This window comes from Caballeronia sp. (assembly GCF_049581465.1).
Lineage (GTDB): Bacteria > Pseudomonadota > Gammaproteobacteria > Burkholderiales > Burkholderiaceae > Caballeronia.
Genome location: NZ_JBAUSA010000581.1, coordinates 1 through 3,339, shown reverse-complemented (window position 1 = coordinate 3,339; position 3,339 = coordinate 1). Strand labels below are relative to the sequence as shown.

Sequence of the window (3,339 nt, the reverse complement as noted above, 5' to 3'; positions counted from 1 at the left end):
GGGCGGGTCGGTGGTTAGCGTGGCGGCGTTGCAGTGGCACTGGCCGGCGTTGCCCGCCGCGTTGCTCGGCATGGCTGCCGCGATGTTGACGGGTGCATTGACGGGCGCGGTGACGGTGGCATGGCGGATTCCGTCGTTTATCGTCTCGCTCGGCGTGCTGGAAGCGGCGCGCGGGCTCGCGTACCAAATGACGAACTCGCGGACGGCGTATATTGGCGATGCTTTCGACTTCCTTTCCAATCCGATCGCTTTTGGGATTTCGCCATCGTTCGTTATTGCCGTTATTGTGATGATTGTGGCGCAATTTGTTTTGACCAGAACGGTCTTCGGTCGTTATCTCGTCGGCATCGGAACGAACGAGGAAGCGGTCCGGCTGGCGGGCGTGAACCCGAAACCGTACAAGATCACGGTGTTCGCATTGATGGGTTTGTTGTCCGGCCTGGCGGCGCTGTTCCAGATTTCCCGGCTCGAAGCGGCGGACCCGAACGCGGGTTCCGGACTCGAATTGCAGGTGATCGCAGCGGTGGTGATTGGCGGAACAAGTTTGATGGGTGGGCGCGGATCGGTTATTAGTACGTTTTTTGGGGTGTTGATCATCTCCGTGCTGGCGGCTGGACTGGCGCAAATCGGGGCCAACGAACCCACCAAGCGCATTATTACGGGTGCGGTGATCGTGGTGGCGGTGGTGCTGGATACGTATCGGAGCCGTCGCCGGCGCACATGAAGCGAACAGGTTTTCGGGGTTGGGCGAGGAGAAAAGCGTCACGCGACAGATCAACGTACCGTGGCGCAGTAACGTGACACAAAAGCAGCTTATAAGCCGCGTCACGGAATGTGTTGAAGCAAACGATCGCGGCCAAAAGAGCGCGGCGCAAACAACATAGCGAGTAACAAAGAGCGGAAACCACACAATCCGGCGCTAGGAAACATGCCGGCAGATGGCCTAAAAAGGCCGCATGCAGATTTTTGAAGGGCACAAAGAGCAGGCAACCGGGACTCGATGCAGGATTTGAACGAGTGCACGTCACGACGTGCTCCGGGCGCCGAACATCGCTAGAAGTAATAAGACGCATCAAGTTAGAGAAGGACCAAGTATGGCGACGATCAAAGACGTGGCAGCCATCGCGGGCGTGTCGTTCACCACGGTGTCTCACGTGGTGAACAACTCACGGCCGGTGTCGGCTGAAGTGCGGGTGAAGGTCGAACGCGCGATCCGGGAACTGGATTACGTGCCCTCGGCGGTCGCGCGTTCGCTCAAGGCGCGCAACACACTCACGATCGGCTTGCTGGTGCCGAACGCAACAAATCCCTACTTCGCCGAACTGGCGCGAGGGGTGGAAGACGGCTGCGCGAAGAACGGTTACTGCATGTTCTTTTGCAATTCCGACGACGATCCCGCCAAGCAGCGCAGCTATCTACGGGTGCTGCAGGAAAAGCGCATTGACGGATTGGTGATCGCGTCGGCCGGAGAAGATTCCGTGCTGGCGCAAAGCCTGGCTGGCGCACGCGAGCCGATTGTGATCCTGGACCGCAATATCGAAGGGGTATCCGCGGACCTGGTGCAGATCGACCACGAAAAGGGCGGCTACCTCGCCACGCGTCACCTGTTGCAACTGGGCCATTCGCGTGTGGGCTGCATTACCGGCCCGATCGCGACCGCCGTCAGCGCGATGCGTGTACACGGCTTTATCCGCGCGATGGCGGAGCGCGGTATCGAGATCGAGTCGGGCGCCATCCAGCAAAGCTCATTTTCAGCGACGGGTGGCTATGAAGCTGCCTCCACGCTTTTCGATACCCTCAAGCCCACCGGCATTTTCGCGTGCAACGACATGATGGGCGTCGGCGCATTGCGGGCGGCAGCGGAGCGGGGCATCAACGTGCCGCGCGATTGCTCGATCATTGGTTTCGATGACATCGAACTCAGCCGATACACCTATCCGGCCTTGTCGACGGTCGGTCAATCGGTGCGCGAACTCGGCGAACTGGCGGCGCAGACGCTGGTCGACCGGATCGCGGGGAAGGTGCCGGCGACCACGCGGCGTCGCGTGGTGACGCCGCGCATGATCTTGCGTGAATCGACCGCGGTCGCGCCACAACCCGCGCATCACGAACCGCGCCGTGTGACGCAGAACCACACGGAGAAAGCATAATACGGCGATCAAGCCAACGGAGACGACGTACCGATGAACGCCAGTAACGTTAGCAAAACGGATAGCAAGAAGGCTGGTGGAACCCATGGCGAGCCGGGCCGCGTGGCCGTGGTCGGCAGCTTGAACATGGACCTGGTCGTGCGTGCGGCGCGCTTGCCGAAACCGGGTGAAACGCTCGCCGGACAGACGTTCCAGCAGGTTCCCGGAGGCAAGGGCGGCAATCAGGCGGTGGCAGCCGCTCGCCTCGGCGCTAACGTGTCGATGATCGGTTGCATCGGTCAGGACGGCAACGGCGAGGCACTACGACAAGGGCTCGCAGCCGAAAACATCGATTGCAGCGGCGTGGGCACAAGCCGGTCGAGACCGACTGGCGTGGCAATGATCATCGTCGACGATGCGAGCCAGAACGCCATCGTGATCGTGGCCGGCAGTAATGCCGAGGTCACGCCGGCGACGATCGCCGCACATGAAGCCTTGCTCGCCGCCGCCGATATTGTCGTGTGCCAGCTCGAAACCCCACCCGACACGGTGCGCGCGGCGCTTGAAAGCGCAAGGCGCCTGGGCAAGATCACCGTGTTGAATCCAGCGCCGGCCGCGTCCGAGCTGCCCGCCGACTGGTTCGATCTCATCGACTACCTGATCCCCAACGAACTGGAAGCAGCCACGCTTTCGGGCGTCGAAATAACGACACCCGACGACGCACGGCACGCCGCCGGCGTATTGCGTGGGCGCGGGGCGCGCAACGTGATCGTGACATTAGGTTCACAAGGCGTTTTCGCGTTACTGGACGGCGAGGAAGGCCGGCATTTCAGCGCGCCGGCCGTGAAAGCCATTGATACGACTGCCGCGGGTGACACGTTTATCGGTGGATTCGCGGCTGAATTGGCACGGGGCGAGACAGTAGCCGATGCCATAGCATTTGGCCAGCGCGCAGCGGCGATCGCCGTTACGCGCGAAGGGGCGCAACCTTCTATTCCGCATCGGCGCGAAGTTGCTTCGGCTTGAGCTCGTCTCTGTTAATCGTGCGCTTAATAAAATAGCGGCATAAACATTTTCTCCGTTGCCTGAAACAGTGGGGAAAGCCGCCGTTCTTTCCGGCGATCGAAAATTTTTTTCCTCAAGTGCGCCATCCGCGCGCCGTAAAAGAGAGCAAGCACGCACGTCTGACGGTCATCACCGGCGCCGGACG

Annotated in this window: 3 protein-coding genes; all 3 read left to right on the top strand. The window is 61.1% G+C overall.

Annotation, left to right across the window (positions count from 1 at the left end; translation table 11 throughout):
* Positions 1-724 (top strand): ABC transporter permease (locus tag WCA53_RS14285; RefSeq protein WP_423911313.1); only part of this gene is annotated, 724 nt, incomplete at its 5' end.
* A gap of 370 nt (positions 725-1,094) precedes the next feature.
* The gene (locus tag WCA53_RS14280; RefSeq protein ID WP_423911310.1) at positions 1,095-2,150 is read left to right on the top strand and encodes a LacI family DNA-binding transcriptional regulator; all 1,056 of its coding nucleotides are present in this window, start codon (positions 1,095-1,097) and stop codon (positions 2,148-2,150) included.
* A 33-nt stretch (positions 2,151-2,183) separates the two neighbouring features.
* Positions 2,184-3,155 (top strand): ribokinase, encoded by a 972-nt coding sequence (gene rbsK / locus WCA53_RS14275; protein WP_423911308.1) that lies wholly within the window; start codon positions 2,184-2,186, stop codon positions 3,153-3,155.
* Positions 3,156-3,339: the final 184 nt, after the last annotated feature.

Bases quoted from the DNA above. Each gene is read 5' to 3' on its own strand.
- rbsK (WP_423911308.1), top strand. From the start codon at position 2,184: ATGAACGCCAGTAACGTTAGCAAAACGGATAGCAAGAAGGCTGGTGGA.
- WCA53_RS14280 (WP_423911310.1), top strand. From the start codon at position 1,095: ATGGCGACGATCAAAGACGTGGCAGCCATCGCGGGCGTGTCGTTCACC.